Source organism: Streptomyces sp. NPDC003032 (assembly GCF_053591415.1).
The window spans coordinates 20058-37678 of the sequence record NZ_JBSFTT010000028.1 but is presented as its reverse complement, the minus strand read 5'-3'; the positions used below and the strand labels follow the sequence as shown (position 1 = coordinate 37678).

Here is a 17621-nt window from a genome sequence, read left to right as displayed (position 1 = left end):
ACCGGCCTCAACTCGACCCGCGTGCGACGGAATTACCCTCGTGAGAGGCAGAGGCGGCCGGGTGGTCCGGGGCGAGGACCGGCCGCAGTCGCCCGCTCTGCCCGTAGAAGGCGACCGGGTTGCGCCACAGCACCTGGTCGACGGCGTCCTCGTCGAAGCCGGCGGCGAGCATCGCCTCACCGGTCACCCGGGTGAGCAGGGGATCGCTGTGCCCCCAGTCGGCCGCGGAGTTCACCAGCACGCGCTCGGTGCCGTACTGCTCCAGGATGCGCACCATCCTGGACGGGTCCATCTTGGTGTCGGGGTAGATCGAGAACCCCATCCAGCAGCCGCTGTCCGCGACGGGCGCGACCGTGACCTCGTTGAGGTGGTCCATGACCACCCGGCCGGGATCGATGCCCGACGCGGCCACCAGCTCCAGGGAGCGTGCGGTGCCCGCCGCCTTGTCGCGGTGCGGGGTGTGCACCAGGGCCGGCAGTCCGTGGTCCCTGGCGAGTTCGAGCTGGGCGGCGAACGCCTTCTCCTCCTCGGGTGTCCCGGAGTCGAAGCCGATCTCGCCGACGGCCACCACCGAGTCCTTCGCCAGGTAGCGGGGCAGCAGATCCAGTACGCCGGCGCAGCGCGGGTCGTTGGCCTCCTTGGGGTTGAGCGCGAGGGCGCAGTGATGGGCGATGCCGAACTGGGCCGCCCGGTAGGGCTCCCAGCCGAGGAGCGCGTCGAAGTAGTCGGTGAAGCTCCCCACGCCCGTACGGGGCTGGCCCAGCCAGAAGGAGGGCTCCACCACACAGCGCACTCCGGCGGCGTACATGGCGCGGTAGTCGTCGGTGGTTCTGGACGTCATATGGATGTGCGGGTCGAGAATCCGCATGAGGTACCACTCCTGGTGGGCGGGACGGACGGGGCGGCGGTGAGAAGGGCGACGGCGTCGGGCGGCGCCGGGCGGCCGGCCGCCTCGCGTTCTTCGACGAGAGCGCCCAGCATCTTCAGGAGCGGCTCGTCGCAGCGGCTGCCGAGCCCCGCGACGGCACTCAGCGGGACACCAGTGAACAGGCACTTGAGCACCGCCTGGCGCCACAGCGGCTGACTCAGGTGGCGCGCCGCGTACGGCCCGACGGCGGCCTCCACGAGGCGGCCGTCCTGGGTGCGCAGGGCGTCCTCGGTCAGCTCGACGGCCTGCGGACCGAGTCCGAGGAGGGGCAGCGCAACGAGTACGGAACGGCGTTCGCAGGCGTCGCCGTACCGGTAGCAGGCCAGGGTCTCGGTGAGTCTGCGGCCGTCGTCCGGCGGGACGGCGAGCAGCAGGAACGCGCGAGCCGCGTCCGCCACGCTCCATCCGGCGGGACCGGGCAACGGCCCGTGCCCGCAGGAGCGGCCGGCGGCGGGGAACAGGACGGCGAGGGCGTCGGCCGAGGTGGCGACGCGTTCTTCGGCGGCGCTCAGCCAGGCGGCGCCGGACGGGGTGAGCGCGTGGTCGAGGGCGGACCGCACGAAGACACGGGACGGGGCACTCATGTCGGAGACACCCGCCGGGCCAGGCGCCGGGCCACGGGGAGCGCGACGGAGAGCAGGGCCGCGGGCAGCGGGGCGCCCGAGCGGGCGACGAGAGCGGCCTGGAGGGGCACCATGGAGTGAATGCCCGCGCCGACGGCGGACCGGATCCGGTCCCCCGAGGGCTGCCTGGCGGCGGAGACCTGGGGGCGGCCGAAGCGGTAGGCGTACCAGCCCGCCAGGGCGGTCTGGGCCACCCGGGCGGAGCGACCGCGCGGGCCGGGCGCGGGGAGCGCGGCCGTCGCGAAGACCACGGCGGTGGCCGCGAGCGTCGCCCGGGGCAGAGCCGACGGCGCCCCATGGACCTCGCCGCTGCTGAGCCGGGTCACGGCGGCCGTGTGGGCCGCCATCGTCGCGGCGGGGAACAGGGCGCGGACCATGCCTTCGCCGCCATCCGCCGTGGCGCCGAGCAGGACGTCCAGCCCGCGCGCGGCCGCCATGGCGGCGGGACCGTAGGGTCCCGCCTTGAGCTTCATGTCGTACGCCCAGACGGTGGCCGCCAGCGGCACGGCGACGGCGAGCGAGCGGCGCCCGCCGCTCAGCGCCGCGAGGCCGAGGCCCGCCGAGGTGCCGCAGACCGCGACGGCCAGCGCGGTGCGCGCACCGACCCGGCCCGAGGGCACCGGACGGTGGGACCGCTCGTAGGCGTCCACGGTCCGGTCGGCGTAGTCGTTGAGCGCCATGCCCGCCCAGTAGAGACAGACGGAGGCGGCGGCCAGGCCGGCGGCCGCGGGACGAAGGGGGCGTCCCGTGGCCACCGCCCCGGCCAGTGTGTCGCCCGGCACCGTCAACGCGGCCGGTGCGCGGACCAGTTCGAAGAGCGGACCGGGCATCAGGACGCCACCGATTCCGCCCAGCCGAGCAGCGCCCGGTACTGCTCGTCGAGCCCGTGGCCGCCTCCCGCGCGCACGCCGCCGAGGGAGGCGTGCCCCACGGCCTCGACGGGGTCCTTGAAGAAGAAGCCGAACTGCGGCTGCGGGCCGCTGTGCCCGCGCCGGCGCGCCAGCGCCATCATCCGGATCAGGTCGAGCACCAGCGGCGCGGCGAGAGCGGAGTCGCATCCCTGCCAGGTGAACTGCATCGTCATCCGCACTCCGAGGAATCCCTCGAAGCCGACGTGGTCCCATGCGGTCTTCCACTCGCCGAGGCCGGGGACGTCGTCGATGTGCGTCTCGCCCTCCACCTCATGGCCGAGGATCTCCTCCAGCACCCGGCTCTTGGAGGTGGTCTTGCTCCGGGCGGCAAGAGGGTCCCGCAGCGTCGCGCCGTCGCCGCCGCCCAGCAGGTTCGTGCCGGACCAGGACCGCACGCGCAGCGCCCGCTGCGCGAACATCGGGGCCAGCACGCTCTTGACGAGGGTCTCGCCGGTCTTCCCGTCGCGGCCCGTGTACGGCAGGCCGCGGTCGGCGGCGAGCGACTCCAGTGCGGTCAGCCGGATGCCGGTCGACGGTGTGAAGTCCACGTAGGCGCAGTCGGCCATGAGCGCCGCGTACGCGTACAGCGAACTCGGCGGCAGCACGTCGGCCCGCTCCTCCAGCGAGCGCCGCAGACTGTCGGGGGTGGTGGGCGGGCCGTCGGGGGCGACGGCCGGTTCGGTCGAGGAAAGGTTGACCACCACCACCGTGTCCAGGCCGTGCCGCTCCCTGAAGGACACGAGGTCGGCGGTGAGCGCCTGTGCGTGCCGTGCCTGCGGGCCACCGTGCGCGGGGCGGGCGCCGGAGCGGATCTCCCGGTCGGCCGCGTCGAGGGCCGCGCCGAGCTGAGCCGTCGGTGCCAAGGGCAGCACGCCTGCCTCGACGAGCTGTTCGGCGCGCTTGCGCAGGGACACCGACGTGATGTCGTGCCCGCCGAAGACCAGGTCGCCGAAGCCGGGAAGCGGCAGCCGGCGCAGCGGTTCCGTCTCCGTGACACAGCCGACCGGTTCCGCGAGGTGGGCGGCGAGCGCCGCGGCGCCCGCCACCACGGTGGTGGCCACCGATCCCCGGGCGCCCACCAGCCATACTCCGGTCCGCTGCCCCATGGTTGTGCCTCCGGTTGTCCTTCGTCTGTCGGCTCTTGGGATCAGCATGGTCAGCGCCGCTATGGGCCCGGCAACTCGCGGCTATCGCCGGCCTAACCGGCGCCGCTGCCCACCCGGCCCCCGCCGAAGACGCCTTCGCCGAAGGCCTGGGCGAGCATGTCCCGCCAGGGGGCGAGCGGGGACATCCCGGCGTGCGCCCAGCCCTCGTGCCCAAGGACGCTCCAGGCCGGCCGCGGGGCGGGCCTCGGATACCGCTCGGAGCCCACGGGCCTGATCCGCCGCGGGTCGAGCCCGGCCAGCGCGAAGGCCTCCCTGGCGAGCGAGAACCAGGTGGCCCGGCCGGTCGCCGTCCCGTGGTACACGCCGGGTGGCGCGTCGCCGACGAGCGTGGCCCGCCCCAGCGCCACCAGGCGCGCCGCGAGCGCGCCGGACCACGTGGGCTGGCCCCGCTGGTCGGCGACGACGTCCAGGACGTCGCGCTCGGCCGCGAGCCGGAGCATGGTGGAGACGAAGTTCGGCCCGTGTGCTCCGTACAGCCAGGCGGTGCGGACTGTGTAGCCGTGCGCCGGCAGCAGCTCGCGCACGGCACGCTCGCCCGCGAGCTTGGTGCGGCCGTACGCGTTGACCGGTGCGGGCTCGGCGTCCTCGGCCCAGGGCACGGTGCCGCTGCCGGAGAACACGTAGTCCGTGGAGATGTGCAGCAGCCGGGCGCGGTGCGGCGCGCAGGCGGCGGCCAGGTTCCGTACGCCCGTCGCGTTGGCGGCCGACGCCGCGGCCTCGTCGGCCTCGGCCCCGTCCACGTCCGTCCACGCCGCCGTGTTGACCACCACGTCGTGACCCGCCACCGCGTCGCGGACCGCGGCGGCGTCGGTGATGTCGAGACCGGCACGGCCGAGCGCGGTCGTGCCCGGCCCCTCGCCCGCCGCGCGCAGGGCGTCGGCCACGTCCCGGCCGAGCATGCCCGTCGCGCCGGTGACCAGCCAGCGCGTCACCGGTGGATCGCCGCTCGGTCCTGGAGGGGCTCCCACCAGTCGCGGTTGTCGTGGTACCAACGGATGGTGTCGGCGAGCCCCTCTTCGAAGGAGACCGACGGGGCGTAGCCCAGTTCATCGCGGATCTTGGTGATGTCCAGGGAGTACCGGCGGTCGTGGCCCTTGCGGTCGGCGACGTACTCCACCTGCTCCCAGCCCGCCCCGCAGGCTTCGAGGAGCAGCCCCGTGAGCTCCTTGTTGGTCAGCTCGGTGCCGCCGCCGATGTGGTATATCTCGCCCGCCCGGCCGCGATGCAGCGCCAGGTCGATTCCCGCGCAGTGGTCCGAGACGTGCAGCCAGTCCCGGACATTGCCGCCGTCGCCGTAGAGCGGGACCTTGCGGCCCCGCATGAGCCGGGTGATGAAGAGCGGGATCATCTTCTCCGGGAAGTGATAACGCCCGTAGTTGTTCGAGCACCGGGTGATGACGACGTCCATGGAGTGGCTGCGGTGCTGGGCGAGGGCGAGCAGATCGGAGCCCGCCTTGCTCGCCGCGTAGGGGGAGTTGGGGGCGAGGGGCGTGTCCTCGGTCCACGAGCCCCGCTCGATCGAGCCGTACACCTCGTCGGTGGAGACATGGACGAAACGGCCGACCCGGTGCTTGCGCGCCGCATCGAGGAGTGCCTGGGTGCCGAGCACGTTGGACGTCACGAAGTCACGGGCCCCGACGAGTGACCGGTCCACGTGCGACTCGGCGGCGAAGTGCACCACGGCGTCGTGGCCGGGCATCACCGAGTCGACGAAATAGGCGTCGGTGATGTCGCCGACCTCGAAGGTCAGCGCCGGGTGGTCGGCGACGGGGGCGAGGTTGGCGAGGTTGCCGGAGTAGGTGAGTTTGTCGATGACGGTGACGTGCGCGTCGGAGGGAGAGAGCAGTGCGCCGGAGAGGGTGGCGCGGACGAATTGCGAGCCGATGAAGCCGGCACCACCGGTGACGAGGAGTCTCATGGCTGCCGGAGCTTAGCCCAGCGGCGGCCGTACGGGCCGGGCCCGTCGCCGCCGCCTAAGCGACGCCTTAGCGCGCCACTGCACCATGACTCGCATGCGCGGAATCATCCTTGCAGGAGGCACCGGATCCCGGTTGTGGCCGGTGACGAAAGCGGTGTCGAAACAGCTGATGCCTGTCTTCGACAAACCGATGGTCTACTACCCGCTCTCCACCCTGGTGATGGCCGGGGTGAGCGAGTTGCTGATCATCACCACCCCGTCCGACCAGGTCCACTTCCAGCACCTCCTCGATGACGGCTCCCAGTGGGGGATCAGCATCGAGTACGCGGTCCAGGAACGGCCGGAGGGCCTCGCACAGGCCTTCCTGATCGGCGAGAAGTTCATCGGTGACGAGCCGGTGGCCCTGGCCCTCGGGGACAACATCTTCTACGGGACGGGCCTTGGGCGAAACCTCGCCGTCGGCGCGCCGGAGCGGGGCGGCCGCATCTTCGCCTGCCCGGTCTCGGACCCTCGCGCCTACGGTGTCGTCGAGTTCGACGAGCAGGGACGCGCGGTGTCCGTGGAGGAGAAGCCCGAACACCCCAAGTCGAGGTATGCCGTGCCCGGCCTCTACTTCTACGACAACGAGGTGGTCGACATCGCCCGCGCGCTCAGGCCCAGCCCCCGGGGCGAGCTGGAGATCACCGACGTCAACACCGCCTATCTCGAACGAGGTGAACTCCAGGTCACCGTCCTCGACCGCGGCACGGCCTGGCTGGACACCGGGACCTTCACCTCGCTCGTCCACGCCTCGGAGTTCGTCCGGGTCGTCGAGGAGCGGCAGGGACTGAAGATCGGCTGCGTGGAGGAGGCGGCCTGGCGCTCCGGCCTGATCGGAGACGCCCAACTCGCCCTGCTGGCCGAGCCGTTGGCCAAGAGCGGCTACGGCGCATATCTGCTCGGGCTGCTCGACGCGAAGAGCCGGGGGCAGCTGTGAAGATCAGTGAGCTGTCCGTCCCGGGCGCGCTGCGGATCACTCCGCACCAGCACGCCGACCCCCGCGGACTCTTCATGGAGTGGTACCGCCCGGACCTGCTCGCCGACGTGCTCGCCCACCGTCCCCCGGACATGGTCCAGGGCAATCTGTCCGTGTCGGCGCGGGGCGTGGTCCGTGGCATCCACTTCGCGCAGGTCCCCCACGGGCAGGCCAAGTACGTGACGTGCGTGAGCGGTGCGGTCCTCGATGTCGTCGTCGACCTCAGGGTGGGATCGCCCGACTTCGGCCGGTGGGAGGCCGTTCGGCTCGACGACAGCGAGCGGGCCGCCGTCTATCTGCCCGAGGGGTTCGGGCACGGCTTCTGCGCGCTGAGCGAGAGCGCCACTGTCAGCTACCTGGTGTCCCGTGCGTACGAGCCCGGCCGGGAGCACTCCGTCAACGTCCACGACCCGCAGCTCGGCATCGCCTGGCCCGGCCGGTCGCAGCTGCTCTCCGACCGGGACCGGGAGGCACCGTCCCTGGCCGAGGTGCGGGCCGAGGGGCTGCTGCCGGATTACGAGGAGTGCCTCGCCCTCAGGAAGGATTGATTCCGCAGGGCTCGGGGACCCTGCCGAAGACCCCCGAGGGTGCGGGGCCCAACCGGCTCACTCCCGGCCGCACCTCCACGCCGACGAACGTGCCCGGCAAGCCGTCGGGCACGGCCGCCGCGCGCTCCGAGCGGCGGGCGTAGGCCTCGAGCCGTCGGTCGGCCAGCTCCGTGGCCGTCTCCACGCAGCAGGCGAAGAACTTCTCGGCCTCCGCGGAGCGGCCCGCGTCGAGCGCGACGAGGGCCTGACAGCGCTGTGCCTCGAACAGGGCCCGCTGGTCCTGCGACGCGTCCGCCGCCGCCCGCGCCTCGGCGGCCAGAGCCGCCGCGTCCTGCGACGAGCCGTGCTCCAGATGGAGATCCGCGAGTCCGGCCAGTGACCGCGCCTCCTCGGCCGGGTTCCTGGCCCGCCGCGCCACCCGGAGCGCGTCCCGGTAACACCGGCACGCCCCGTCGAACTCCCGCCGCTGCCAGGCGAGGTCACCTCCGAAGCGCAGCGCCCAGGCGCGCCCGTCCTCGTCCTGGACCGCCTCGGCGGCCCGGAGCGCGGCCTCTTGGACCGTGGCCCAGTCGTCCCACGCCGCGATGGCCTCCAGGAAGTCGCCGATGGCACGGGCGAGGCGCAGTGCGGGCCGCCACTGACCGGCATCGGCCGCCTCGCGCACCGTCCGGACGAGAGCGGACCGCTGTTCGGTGTACCAATGCAGAGCGCGAGGGCCCGAGGAACCCGGCGCCGCGCCGGAGGTACCGGCGACGAGAGCACTGAGGCCTGCCCCGGGTCTGGACCACTCGGCTGTGCGCGCGTACGCCTCACACAGCCGCCCGATGGCGGCGTGCCGGGCGCCGGCGGGGTCCGCCGCGCCGAGTTCGAGAGCGAGCAGCCGGTACAGGCGGGGCAGCCGGTAGCTCGCGAGGGCGCTGCCACCCGACCCCGCCACGTCCAGCAGGCCGCTGCCGACGAGCTGTTCCAGGAGCGCTGTGGCGGCCTCCGGTGTCACGTCCAGGACCGCCGTGGCCGACGCGGCGTCGAAGGGGCCCGGCGGCAGCACACTCAGCATCCGGAAGGCGTCGCGCTCCGGCCCGGCACACCTCTCGTACCCGTGCAGCAGCCAGGCCCGTACGTCGAGTCCGTCGTGCCGCAGTTCGTCGAGCCGGGTCTCCTCGGGGCGCAACCGGCCCACGAAAGTGGCTGCCGTCCAGTGCGGGTGGGCGGCCAGGCGAGCGCCCGCGGCACGCAGCGCGAGCGGCAGGCGGCCGCACAAAGCGGTGATCTCCTCGACCGTTTCGGGTGCCGTCTGCGCGGCCGCGCTCTCGCAGGCCGTGGTGAAGATGGCCTCCGCCGTCGCCTGGTCGGGCAGGCCGATGCGCACTGTGGCGGCCGGCCCGAGCCCACCGGGGCGGTGCCGCGCGGTGATCAGCGTGGTGATGCCCGGTTGGTCCGGCAGGGCGGTGCTCAGGTCCCCGGCCAGGTCGGCGTTGTCCAGGACGAGCAGGAGCCCGCGTCCCTCGGTGAGCCGGCGCAGCAGCCGCAGGCGCGCCGCGGGTGTGTCCGGCAGAGGGGCAGGGGCCCCGGCGGCGTGCAGCAGCCGTTCGGTGATCTCGGCGGGCGTCGTGGAGGGTGCCGTCCGCAGGTCGGCGAGGACGCGTCCTTCAGGGAAGGCGTCCTTGAGCAGATGGGCCGCGTGCCGGGCGAGGGCGGACTTGCCTGTCCCCGGGGCACCGGTCACCAGGACTCTGGCCACCCCTTCGCGCAGGAGGCCGCAGACCTCTGCCAGCTCCGCCGACCGCCCCGCGAACCGCGGGTCCGGCGGGGGAAAGCGCGCGGGCGGCGGGGGAGGGGCGCCGGTGGGGCCGGTCCGTGCCCGGTCCCTGGCGGCGTGCAGGAGTTTGGGGTCGCCCGAGAGCAGCCGCTGGTGCAGGCGCTGGAGCGAGGGGCCAGGCTCGATGGCGAGTTCGTCGACAAGGGTGCGGCGCAGCGCCGCGAACACCTGGAGGGCCTCGGCCTGACGGCCCGAGCGGTAGAGCGCGACCATGAGGTGGGCGTGCAGCTCCTCGCGCAGCGGATGCTCGGCGGTGGCGGTCCTGAGCACACCGAGGAGTTCCTGATGGCGCCCGAGCTGGAGGTCCGCGCGGATGCGCTGCTCCAGGGCGCTCACGCGCATCTCGGAGAGCCGCGAGCCCTCGGCCGACAGCAGTGGCCCGGCCGGGGTGTCGGCGAGGAAGCGCCCCCGCCACAGGGCGAGCGCCTCGCCCAGCAGGTCCGAGGCCCTGGCGTGCTCCTGCCGCTCGGCCGCGGCGAGGCCCTGCTCGTACAGCGCCTCGAAGAGGGTGAGGTCCAGTTGCCCGGGGTCGAGGCGGAAGAGATAACCGGGGCGGCGGGTCACGATGGCCTGGCCGGCGCCGTTCGAGTCGGCGAGGTTCAGGAACTTGCGCAACTGGGAGATGTAGACCTGGATGGTGGTGGTCGCCGTGCGCGGCGGTGTGTCCCCCCACAGCTCGCTGATCAGCGTCTCGGTCGGGACGGGCTCGCCGGCACGGACCAGCAGCGTGGCGAGAATGGCGCGGTGCTTGGCGGCACGGGGCGTGGTGTCGGGATCCGTGGCCGTGGGGGACAGGACCTCCAGCGGGCCGAGCAGGTGAAATCTCATGGTGCGGACTTCCCCCTTGTCCTCTCTTGCGGTGTTTCCGCGTTTCTCTGCGTCAGGTCGCCCGATCGGCGTCGTGTGGACCGGTGGGGCGCGGGGCGTCAGTAGTCCTGGTGCACCTCGGAGGTCGCCTCGACGACCGCCCGGCCGTTCTGGTGGATGGTCAGGACGACGGGGACCCGGGGGTAGCCGTGCTCGTCGACCGAGAGTGTTCCCGGGACGGCGGTGCAGTGCAGCGGGGCGCCCGCGACGGCGAAGCCCCGGCGGCGGACGGTGAGAGCGACTGTCGTACTGCGCTGGGGGCGCAGGCCGCAGGTGAGCCCCGCGCACAGCAGCGACGCCTGCCTGACCACTTCCACGAGGGCCAGGTCGGGAATGGTCCCTCCGGGCTCCGCGCCGAGCCCGGGCAGGTCGCGGGGGATGAGTACGGGCGAGGTGAGGCGGCCGTACGAGGAGAGCGCGGGGGTGCCGAGGAGTACGGACTCCGGGGAGACGCGCCCCACTTCGAAGGGATGCACCGCGACAGCGGGGCCCGCGGGCCCCGGCGCGCCCACGGGTACGGGCACGAGGAAACCGAGGGCCGCCCTGATCCGGGCGCAGGGCGTGGGGCCGAGACGGACCGAGCCCTCGATCTCGATCCGGTGCGGGGCACCGTCCAGGGCGCGGGAGGGCCGGACGCGCAGTTCCCCGGTGAGGGGTGTGCGGACGGCGTCCGCACGCCAGGCGGCCGGGTCGTGCAGGTCCAGCTCGAACAGGGCCAGCTGGGCGGGAAGGTACGGGGGCACACCGAAGTGCCGAGGCCCGACGAAGCGGCCCGTGTCGAGCACCAGCCGGGTCAGCAGCTGCCAGTCGTGGAAGTGCCCGGGGTGCTCCCCGGCCGGTCCCTGGCCGGGGAGCAGTTCACCGGACACGGCGAACCGCTCCTCCCTCCGCGACGGCGCGTCGATCGCGTAGTGCTCTCCGTAGGGCGAGCTGTGGACGAGATGGAAGGACGGACCGCGGCTGGACACGGCTCCGGAGGATATGACGCCCTTGTTCACGACTCCGTGCCCCCGCCCCCGCAGATCGACCTCGGCCGTCATCACGGTGACTCCCTGGCCCATGTCAGGGCCAGGGAACCGCCCTGACATGAAGCTGCATGTCCGTAAGTTGCGGTGGGGCGCGCGGGGTTCACGTGGTGGGCGCCACAGGCCCGAACAGGCCGTAGGTCGCCGCTTTCACCCCCGCCTGGAAGCGGCTCGCCGCCTTGAGCTCGGCGGTGATCTCGGAGATGTGACGTCGGCACGTGCGCACCGACATGCCGAGTCTTCGGGCCACCAACTCGTCCTTGTAGCCCTCGGCGAGGAGCCGGATGATCGCCCGCTTCACGTCGTCCATGACGGGCTTCGAAGAGGGATCGTCCGGCAGGAAGGACACGGCGGAACGCCACAGCAGGTCGTGGACCGAGCAGAGGTAGTTGACGAGCGTGGGCTCGCGTGCCACCACGGCGCCGCCCGAGACTCCGTTGGCAGCCTTGCGCTGGGGCAGGAAGGCGACCTCCCGGTCGATGACGATGAGCCGGTCGATGACCTCCTCGGACGTCCGGAACTCCCCGCCCTCGGCGGAGACTTCGCGGACCAGCGCCTGGGTCCCGGGATCGGTGCGCGCGGTGTGCTGGTAGATCGAGCGCAGCCTGACTCCCCGCTCCACTATGGCCAGGCAGCTCTGCTTGGCGGACTCCAGCAGATGCGGCGGGCGGGCGCCTCCGGGCTGCACGGTCAGCACTTCGTACTTGCTGCGCTTGATCAGCGAGTCGATCATCGACTGGACGATGTCGGGGTCGGAGATGGTGTCGAACGCCTCCAGGTGGTTACGGAGCCTTCGTCCCTCGAAGTAGATGGGTTGCAGCGCGGAGAGCTGGCTCCGGAGCCGGGAGACGTGCTGCTCCAGCTGGCCCATGTGCTGCTCCATGGGGCCGAGGAGTTCCGAGGACGCGGCGTCGGGGCTGACGGGCGCGAGGCGCCGGGGGTCCCCGGGGGTCGGATGGAGCAGGCGCAATACCCGCAGTACCCGTTCGGTGCGCTGGACGTCCTCCGGTGAAAGGTTCAGTTCGGCTGCTATCGCTTCCGCTCTGAACTGCCCTTCGAGTACCGCTAACCGGTAGGCCTCGGCGCTCGTGTCGTCCAGTCGGTCGAACTCGGAATCCGCGGAGCTCTGTTCCACGACTCAACCTCCCCCTGAGCAAGTGCACTTGCTGCACTGCAACTATATGCCAGGGGTGAAGAGGCCCGGGTGAACGATGATTGACGGCGGAACGTCGATACTGACGTGCTGTAAATCGGGTGGCTCGTCGAATTGGAGAGAAACCGTGCTGTTTCCCAAGGCCATGAACCTCTTCCGTGCCGGGCACGCAACCAGTGAGACGCTGGTGGGAGCGGCCATGGCAGCCCTGCTCGTCGCCGGGGCGACCGGTGTGCAAAGTGCCGTGATGTCGCACGAGGGCGCGGGGGCCGTCACGGCCGCGACCGGCGCCCAGATAACTCAGGAAGTGCCCGAGAAGGACCCCATATGGGGCTGACCCGTTCTTGCGGTATGTCAGGTGGACGGGACCGGACAGTGCCTCTGTAGCTGCTTTCCCGTGCAGTGGAGTGGAGAATTCCGCATATTCCTGAATCCACTGTGACGCAGTTCACAGGTACTGATCAGTAAGATAGCGGAATGCCGGAAGAGCGGAAGCTTTTCCGGCATTCTCCTCTTTACGGGCGGTACAGGGTTCCCGGGCGGCCGGGAACTCCTCATCGCAGCCGCGACGGCTCCGGCCACAGGGCCGCCCGGGCGTCGAGGCGCCGCGCCCGGCCCTCGCGCTCGGCGAGTACCGCCATCGGCGACACGGACTCCGTCACTTCTCCGATCACCGCGGCTTCGCGGCCGTACGGATTCGCCCGCAGGGTATCCAGTACGGAGTCCGCGGCCCTGGCCGACACGCACAGGAACAAGCAGCCCTCGTCCGTGGTGTACAGCAGGTCGATGCCGAGCAGTTCGGCCGCGGCACTCACCTCGTGCTGGATGGGCAGCGCCTCCTCGTACACCCTGACCGTCCGGCCGGCGGCCGTCGCCTGGGCCCCCAGTACCCGCGCCAGGCCGCCTCGCGCGATGCGGTGCACCTGACGCACGGCGCCCGGTTCCACCGACCGCAGGATGTCGCGGAGCATCATGTTCAGCGGATGGCAGCCGCTCGGCACCAGGTTCTCGAGCCCCAGCCCCTCCCGGACCGACAGCAGGTGCACTGCCCAGCCCCCCAGCGGCGCGGTCAGCAGGAGCAGATCACCCGGCACGGCGCCGCCCGCCCACAGGGGCGCGGCCCCGTGTCTGCCCGCGCAAGTGCTGTGCGCGAAGAGCCGGTTCGCGTCGCCCGCGCGCACCACGCGTGTCTCCAGGCCGCGGACCACTACGTCCGCCTCGTACGCGGCGTCCTGGGCGGATGCGAGGACCCGCCGCAGCAGCGTGGCGGGCAGTCCCGCCTCGACGGTGAGGCTCAGCGTGACCCACCACGGCTCTATGCCGCGGGCGGCGAGGTCGTTGACGGCCGCGCACACGGCCAGGCGGCCGATGTCACCGTCGCCGAAGAACGGCGGATCGACCGCGTACGAGCCACTGACGACGGCGGGTGCGGTGCTCCACACCGGCTCTGCCGCCGGTGCCTCCCCGAGCAACTCGCTCACCGGTCCGCTCAACGTCCCGTAGGCGTCGTCATCGAGCGTCACCTGTCTGCTCTCGATCCCACCCTTGTGTCTCATTCGTGTTCCCCCCTCAGTGGCCGGCGGGTCGGCGACGGTTTGCCGATGAGCCGGCCGCGTGGCAAGTCTGCCCGCATTCGGATGTGGTGGCAGCCGGATCCGCGGTGCTGCGGGACGGTTCCGGCCTGCACAAAGATCCCTTTAGTGCCCGGGTGTTACTCATGTAGATGGTTGAGACGCGGGCGGTCGTTCCGCTCGTCGAACGGGGGAGGCCATGTCGTGAATACATCCATGGCGCAGCACACGGGGGAGTGCTCTTTCCGTCTGCTGGGCCCGATCGAGGTGTCCGTCGGCGGCCAGGCCCTCGACCTGCGGGGCTCCCGCCAACGAGCGGTCCTCGCCCGCCTGTTGCTGGCGCGGGGGCGGGTGGTCCCGGTATACGACCTGGCCCGTGACGTCTGGAGCGGCAACCCGCCGAGCAGCGCGCGCACCCAGGTCTCCATCTGTGTCGCCGCGCTGCGCAAGCTCTTTCGCGACGCGGGTGCCAATGAGGACGTCATCACCACGGTGGCACCCGGGTACCAGCTGGCTTCCGTCTCCCACTGGACGGACATCACCGAGTTCACCGACCGGACGGAAGAGGGCTACGAACTCGTCCGCCAGGGACACACCGAGCGGGCGGCCGAACGGCTGCACAGCGCGCTCGCCCTGTGGCGGGGGCCCGCCTTCGCCGATCTGACCTGTGACTTCGCTGAGCTGGAGGGCGCCCACCTCGCCCAGCAGCGGATGCTCGCAGCCGAACAGCTGATGGTGCTGCGCCTGGAGCTCGGCGAGCACCGCTCCCTCGTCGGTGAGCTGACCACCTTGGTGAGGGAGAACCCGCTGCGCGAGCAGCTGCGTGCCTGTCTCATGCTCGCCCAGCACCGGTCGGGCCAGCGTGCCGAAGCGCTGCGGACCTTCCGTGAGGGGCGCAGCCTCACCATCGACGAGCTCGGTCTGGAGCCGGGCGCCGACCTCCGCGCCGTGCACGAACAGATCCTGCACGACGACCCCGCGCCGCGCCCGCCCCTTGAGGCCACGCTCCCCGCGATGCCCCGGCAAAAGTGCACGCCCGCCCAACTTCCTCCGGGCGGGTCGCTGTTCACCGGCCGCCGGGCCGAACTGCGGCGCATGGACGAGGTGCTTGCCGCCGCCCCCGACGGCCACACCGCGCCCGTCTGCTACGTCGTCGGACCGCCGGGCACCGGCAAGAGCGCGCTCGCGCTGAACTGGGGCCACCGTGCCGCGGCCGACTTCCCCGACGGCCGGCTCCACGCCGATCTGCGGGGCTTGGCCGACGAGGTGCCGGAACGCGCCGCGGAACGGGTGCTGCGGCGCTTCGTGCGGGCGCTCGGCGTCCCCGCCGAACACCTCCCCGCCGGAACCGAGGAGTGCGGGGCGCTCTACCGCAGCCTGCTCGCGGACCGGCGGGTGCTGATCGTCCTCGACCACGCCGCCTCCTACGAGCAGATCGCCCCGCTGCTGCCCGGCGGCAGCCGCTGCCGCGTCATCGTCACCGGCTCCGAACTGCTCATGGACGGCGGCGCCGCCGAGGCACTCCGGCTGGGCGGCCTCACGCAGGAGGACGCCGTGCGGCTGCTCGCACGGAGCGCGGGCCCCGGCCGCGTCACCGCCGACCCGGTGGGGACGGCCACCCTCGTCGGGCTCTGCGCGCGGCTGCCGGTCGCCCTGCGCGCCGCGGGTTCCCGGCTGGCGGCCAAACCGCACTGGACCGTGGCCGACCTGGTCGAGCGGCTGGCCGACAGGGGCCGCCTCCTGGACGCGCTGAGCCGCGGCGAGCCCTCGGTCCGCGCCTGCTTCGACCGTGCCCTGCACTCGGTACCCCGGGAGCTGGCGGAACGCTACAGCGAGCTGGGCGGCATCACCGCCGCCGCCTTCGACGTGTGGACCGGGGCGGAGGCCCTGCGCCTCGGGGTGCGCGACGCGGAGGACGTACTGGAACGGCTGGTGGATCTTCAGCTCCTGGAAGTGGCGGGCCGGGACACCTGCGGAGCGTTGCGCTACCGCTTCCCGGCCCTGCTCGGGTTGCACGCCGCGGAACGGTACGCGGCCCGGCCCCGCGCCGTCGCATGGCGCGGAGAACTCGCCCTGCTGGCACCCCCGGCCGGTGACACGAGGGCCTCCCGACACGGGGCAGGCCGAGAGAGAACGGGCTCGTGACGGAACGTCACGGTGAGGAGCGAAGGTGTTCAGAATCCATTTCACCGCGCAGGACCTGACCCGAATAAGACTCAGGCCCACCCTCGGTCCGGTCGCCGAGACGGTCTTCGCGCTCGGCATGCTCGGCCGGACCAGCAGCGCCTCACAGGTGCAGTGGCGCAACCAGCTCAGCCGGCACCTGCGGCGGTCGACACCGCTGACCCAGCTGCTGACCGCCGCGCAGCGCAGGGTGCAGGCACCGAACGATCTGCTGTGCCTGGTCGACCGGTCGCCCACCGCGGACGACTCGGTGCTGCGCTCGGCGGGGATCAGCCGCCGCGACGCCACGGCCGAGATCACGCAGGTGTGGCGGTCCGCCCTGGAGCCGTACGCGAGCCGGATGCAGGCACGGCTCACCGCGGAGTGCGACGCCCGCGGGCGGATCACCATGACCGGGGGAGTCGACCGGCTCTTCGCGACACTCCACTCCCGGATCAGCTGGAGCTCGCCGGTGATGGGGATCCCCGGGCCGGCGCGGGACGTCTTCCTCGACGGCCAGGGTCTCGTCCTCGTACCCTCGCTGTTCCTCTCGCAGCACCAGCCGGCCGTACTGATCGGCGCCGAGCCCGAAACCGGACAGCGGGCCCTGGTGTACGCGGCGCCCCTGGACACCCCGACGGGCGCCGGACTCTGGGACAGCCCCGACAACTCCTCGCAAGCCCTGAGCGCTCTCGTGGGAAAGACCCGGGCCGCCGCGCTGCGCGCCCTCACCTCGTCGTGCACCACCAGCCAGCTCGCCGAAGTCCTCGGCATCTCCTCCGCCGGCGCCAGCCAGCACACGGCCATCCTGCGGGAGTCCGGGCTCATCACCACCATGCGCAACCGCAACACCGTGCTGCACACGGTCACTCCGCTCGGCATGGCCCTGCTCGGTGTACCGCACCCGGAGCGTTCCGCGGGGCCCGCGGCGCACGAGACGCGCTCGGAGATCCGCACGGGCTGACCGGACCACGGCGCTCCCTCCGCCCGACCGTCCCCAGGAAGAGCACCCCACATGAACGAAGCGGCCCCTCTGCGGCTCGGATACGGAACCAATGGCTTCGCCAACCACAGTCTGGACGACGCCCTGCGCACCATCGCCGACCTCGGATACACGGCGGTGGCCCTCACGCTGGACCACGCCCACCTCGACCCGTTCGCGCCCGGCGCGGCGGGCGAAGCGGCGCGCGTGGCCCGGTTGCTGACCACGCTCGGCCTGCGCTGCGTGGTGGAGACCGGTGCCCGGTACCTCCTGGACCCGCGCCGCAAGCACCACCCCACCCTGGTGTGCGACGAACCCGCCGGCCGTGTCGACTTCCTGCGTCGCGCGGTACGCGTCGCCGCCGATCTCGATGCCGACTGCGTCTCGTTCTGGTCGGGCATCAGGCCCTCCACCGTCGCTTCGGATGTGGCGTGGCAGCGCATGAAGTCGGGCGTCGGTGAGGTGCTCGCCGAGTGCGAGCGGTACGGGGTGCCGCTCGGCCTCGAACCCGAACCCGGCATGTTCGTCCAGCACCTGGAGCAGGCGCTGGACCTGCGCGCTGAACTCGGCGATCCGCCTCTCCTCGGCATCACCCTGGACGTCGGCCACTGCGTGGCGGTCGAGCCGGTCGACGCGGCGGCCTGTGTGCGCCGCGCCGCGGGTCTGCTCGTCAACGTGCAATTGGACGACATGCTGCCGGGCGTCCATGAGCACCTCGAGTTCGGGGCGGGCGAACTGGATCTGCGGGCCACGCTCGCCGCGCTGCGGGAGAGCGGATACGACGGAGTCGCCGCCGTGGAGCTGCCCCGGCACAGCCATGCCGCGCCGGAGGTCGCCGCGCGGGCCATCGGTGCGCTGCGAGCCGCGCTGGCCCCGTGATCCGGGCCCGGAGCGGGCCGGTGAAAGGGCGGTGCCCCGGGACACGGCGGGGG

At 72.4% G+C, this 17621-nt stretch carries 16 protein-coding genes; 6 read left to right on the top strand and 10 right to left on the bottom strand.

All coding sequences use genetic code 11. The features are described from left to right. Nucleotides 1-7: 7 nt before the first annotated feature. The 6 genes from ACWDZ7_RS31480 to rfbB all read right to left on the bottom strand — a co-directional run bounded on the left by ACWDZ7_RS31480 (nucleotide 8) and on the right by rfbB (nucleotide 5546). Nucleotides 8-868 carry a TatD family hydrolase gene (locus ACWDZ7_RS31480; RefSeq protein ID WP_451801709.1) on the bottom strand — a complete coding sequence of 287 codons (861 nt, stop codon included), beginning with the start codon at nucleotides 866-868 and terminating at the stop codon, nucleotides 8-10. Further along, nucleotides 838-1512: an EboA domain-containing protein gene (locus ACWDZ7_RS31475; RefSeq protein WP_451801708.1), complete on the bottom strand. Its 675-nt coding sequence runs from the start codon at nucleotides 1510-1512 to the stop codon at nucleotides 838-840. The genes ACWDZ7_RS31480 and ACWDZ7_RS31475 overlap by 31 nt, the downstream gene beginning before the upstream one ends. Beyond that, complete coding sequence (locus tag ACWDZ7_RS31470) at nucleotides 1509-2381, bottom strand: SCO3242 family prenyltransferase (protein WP_451801706.1); 873 nt, start codon at nucleotides 2379-2381, stop codon at nucleotides 1509-1511. Before ACWDZ7_RS31470 ends, ACWDZ7_RS31475 begins: the two co-directional genes overlap by 4 nt. Beyond that, on the bottom strand, nucleotides 2381-3568 hold the full coding sequence (locus ACWDZ7_RS31465) for an inositol-3-phosphate synthase (RefSeq protein WP_451801705.1): 1188 nt from the start codon (nucleotides 3566-3568) through the stop codon (nucleotides 2381-2383). Before ACWDZ7_RS31465 ends, ACWDZ7_RS31470 begins: the two co-directional genes overlap by 1 nt. 92 nt (nucleotides 3569-3660) lie before the next feature. After that, nucleotides 3661-4560 (bottom strand): dTDP-4-dehydrorhamnose reductase, encoded by a 900-nt coding sequence (gene rfbD, locus ACWDZ7_RS31460; RefSeq protein ID WP_451801704.1) that lies wholly within the window; start codon nucleotides 4558-4560, stop codon nucleotides 3661-3663. Continuing rightward, nucleotides 4557-5546: a dTDP-glucose 4,6-dehydratase gene (rfbB, locus tag ACWDZ7_RS31455; protein ID WP_451801702.1), complete on the bottom strand. Its 990-nt coding sequence runs from the start codon at nucleotides 5544-5546 to the stop codon at nucleotides 4557-4559. The genes rfbD and rfbB overlap by 4 nt, the downstream gene beginning before the upstream one ends. Nucleotides 5547-5640: 94 nt before the next feature. On the opposite strand from rfbB, the gene rfbA reads away from it, so the two are divergent. Beyond that, a complete protein-coding gene (gene rfbA / locus ACWDZ7_RS31450) occupies nucleotides 5641-6522 on the top strand; it encodes a glucose-1-phosphate thymidylyltransferase RfbA (RefSeq protein WP_451801701.1) in 882 nt (293 codons plus the stop codon). A gap of 2 nt (nucleotides 6523-6524) precedes the next feature. Beyond that, the gene (gene rfbC, locus ACWDZ7_RS31445) at nucleotides 6525-7109 is read left to right on the top strand and encodes a dTDP-4-dehydrorhamnose 3,5-epimerase (protein ID WP_451801805.1); all 585 of its coding nucleotides are present in this window, start codon (nucleotides 6525-6527) and stop codon (nucleotides 7107-7109) included. Here rfbC and ACWDZ7_RS31440 read toward each other — a convergent pair. From ACWDZ7_RS31440 to ACWDZ7_RS31430, 3 genes are all read right to left on the bottom strand, one after another. After that, the gene (locus ACWDZ7_RS31440) at nucleotides 7096-9756 is read right to left on the bottom strand and encodes a BTAD domain-containing putative transcriptional regulator (RefSeq protein ID WP_451801699.1); all 2661 of its coding nucleotides are present in this window, start codon (nucleotides 9754-9756) and stop codon (nucleotides 7096-7098) included. The two genes, rfbC and ACWDZ7_RS31440, sit on opposite strands and share 14 nt — an antisense overlap. A gap of 98 nt (nucleotides 9757-9854) precedes the next feature. Continuing rightward, nucleotides 9855-10835, bottom strand: a complete 981-nt coding sequence (locus ACWDZ7_RS31435; protein WP_451801698.1) for a hypothetical protein — start codon at nucleotides 10833-10835, stop codon at nucleotides 9855-9857. A gap of 88 nt (nucleotides 10836-10923) precedes the next feature. Then, nucleotides 10924-11955 carry a helix-turn-helix transcriptional regulator gene (locus tag ACWDZ7_RS31430; protein ID WP_451801697.1) on the bottom strand — a complete coding sequence of 344 codons (1032 nt, stop codon included), beginning with the start codon at nucleotides 11953-11955 and terminating at the stop codon, nucleotides 10924-10926. A 145-nt stretch (nucleotides 11956-12100) separates the two neighbouring features. Here ACWDZ7_RS31430 and ACWDZ7_RS31425 point away from each other — a divergent pair, with 145 nt between their 5' ends. Beyond that, nucleotides 12101-12310 (top strand): hypothetical protein, encoded by a 210-nt coding sequence (locus tag ACWDZ7_RS31425; RefSeq protein WP_451801695.1) that lies wholly within the window; start codon nucleotides 12101-12103, stop codon nucleotides 12308-12310. Nucleotides 12311-12527: 217 nt separating this feature from the next. On the opposite strand, the gene ACWDZ7_RS31420 is transcribed toward ACWDZ7_RS31425, so the two are convergent. After that, on the bottom strand, nucleotides 12528-13529 hold the full coding sequence (locus ACWDZ7_RS31420) for an AIR synthase-related protein (RefSeq protein WP_451801694.1): 1002 nt from the start codon (nucleotides 13527-13529) through the stop codon (nucleotides 12528-12530). A gap of 219 nt (nucleotides 13530-13748) precedes the next feature. Here ACWDZ7_RS31420 and ACWDZ7_RS31415 point away from each other — a divergent pair, with 219 nt between their 5' ends. From ACWDZ7_RS31415 to ACWDZ7_RS31405, 3 genes are read left to right on the top strand one after another with little or no spacing between them, the layout of a single operon-like run. Further along, entirely contained in the window at nucleotides 13749-15689 is a 1941-nt protein-coding gene (locus ACWDZ7_RS31415) for a BTAD domain-containing putative transcriptional regulator (RefSeq protein WP_451801692.1), read from the top strand. A 25-nt stretch (nucleotides 15690-15714) separates the two neighbouring features. Beyond that, nucleotides 15715-16671, top strand: a complete 957-nt coding sequence (locus ACWDZ7_RS31410; RefSeq protein ID WP_451801691.1) for an ArsR/SmtB family transcription factor — start codon at nucleotides 15715-15717, stop codon at nucleotides 16669-16671. Between the two features lie 51 nt (nucleotides 16672-16722). Further along, complete coding sequence (locus ACWDZ7_RS31405; RefSeq protein WP_451801689.1) at nucleotides 16723-17568, top strand: sugar phosphate isomerase/epimerase family protein; 846 nt, start codon at nucleotides 16723-16725, stop codon at nucleotides 17566-17568. The last annotated feature ends 53 nt before the right edge of the window (nucleotides 17569-17621 follow it).